At 63.0% G+C, this 1146-nt stretch carries 1 pseudogene and 1 other annotated feature; the pseudogene reads right to left on the reverse strand.

The window, feature by feature from the left end:
- Positions 1–1146 (reverse strand): annotated as a pseudogene (locus ABGB18_RS49310) (IS3 family transposase); the annotation flags it as partial.
- Positions 756–869 (reverse strand) — a sequence feature (AL1L pseudoknot). It overlaps the preceding pseudogene by 114 nt.

Genomic DNA, 1146 nt, shown 5'->3' on the forward strand with positions numbered 1-1146 from the left:
CCACAGAACGAGTGGAGCCTCGTCTCGTTGTACCAGGCAACCCATTCCATGGTTTCAAGCATCACGTCGGTGACACCCTGCCAGCCGCCGCGAAAGTCGATGAGCTCTTTCTTGTACAGACTGTTCAGCGACTCGGCAGCAGCGTTATCGTAAGAATCACCCTTGCTGCCAACCGAGCGCACCGCGCCGATCTCCGCCAGACGCTTACTATAGCAGATCGACGTGTATTGCACACCCCGATCAGAATGATGCACCAGATCACCATTCAGGCTCTCGCGGCGCGACCATATCGCCATTTCCAGCGCCGACAACGCCAGATCTGCCCGCAGATTATCGGCAACCTCCCAACCGACAATCATCCGCGAATACAAATCCATCACGAATGCCGTGTACACCCACCCCGACGCAGTCGGCACATACGTCAGGTCGGCCACCCAGCGACGGTTCGGCGCCGGCGCAGCGAAGTCCCGCTCCAGCAGGTCAGCAGGCAGCTCCCCACCGGCCGGCAGCGTCGTGCGGGGGCGCTTGCGGCGCGCGCACGCACCCTCGATACCTAATTCGCTCATCAGCCGCTCGACCGTGCACCGCGCCACCTCAATTCCCTGACGATTCAATTCACGCCAGACTTTGCGCGCCCCGTACACCTTCCTGCCAGGATTTTCCCACACGCGCATGATCTCGACTTTCAACTCCTCATCGCGGCAGGCCCGAGCCGACGGCTCGCGCTCGCGCCGCTTGGCCTCGCGATAGGTGGACGGAGCAAACTCCAGGACCGCGCAGATCGGCTCCACACCGAACCGATCCCGATGCAGGTCAATGAACTCGATTAGCGCGGCAGTCTCGGGTCGAGTTCCCGGGCGAAATAGGCGGACGCCGCCTTCAGAATCTCGTTGGCCCGGCGCAGCTCACGAACTTCCCGTTCCAATTCCGCGATCCGCTGCGCCTCGCTCGAAGTGGTGCCCGGGCGCTTTCCTTCATCGATTTCCACCTGCCGTACCCATGAGCGCAGCGCCTCGCGGTGCACGCCAAGCCGGTCGGCCACCCGGGCGATCGCCCCGGCCTTGCCTCCGGTCTCCTCACGCAGGTCGAATACCATCTTGACGGCGCGATCACGCAGCTCTGGGGGATACTTCCTCGGTGCGGGCA

It is taken from the genome of Nonomuraea sp. B12E4, assembly GCF_039871825.1.
Lineage (GTDB): Bacteria > Actinomycetota > Actinomycetes > Streptosporangiales > Streptosporangiaceae > Nonomuraea.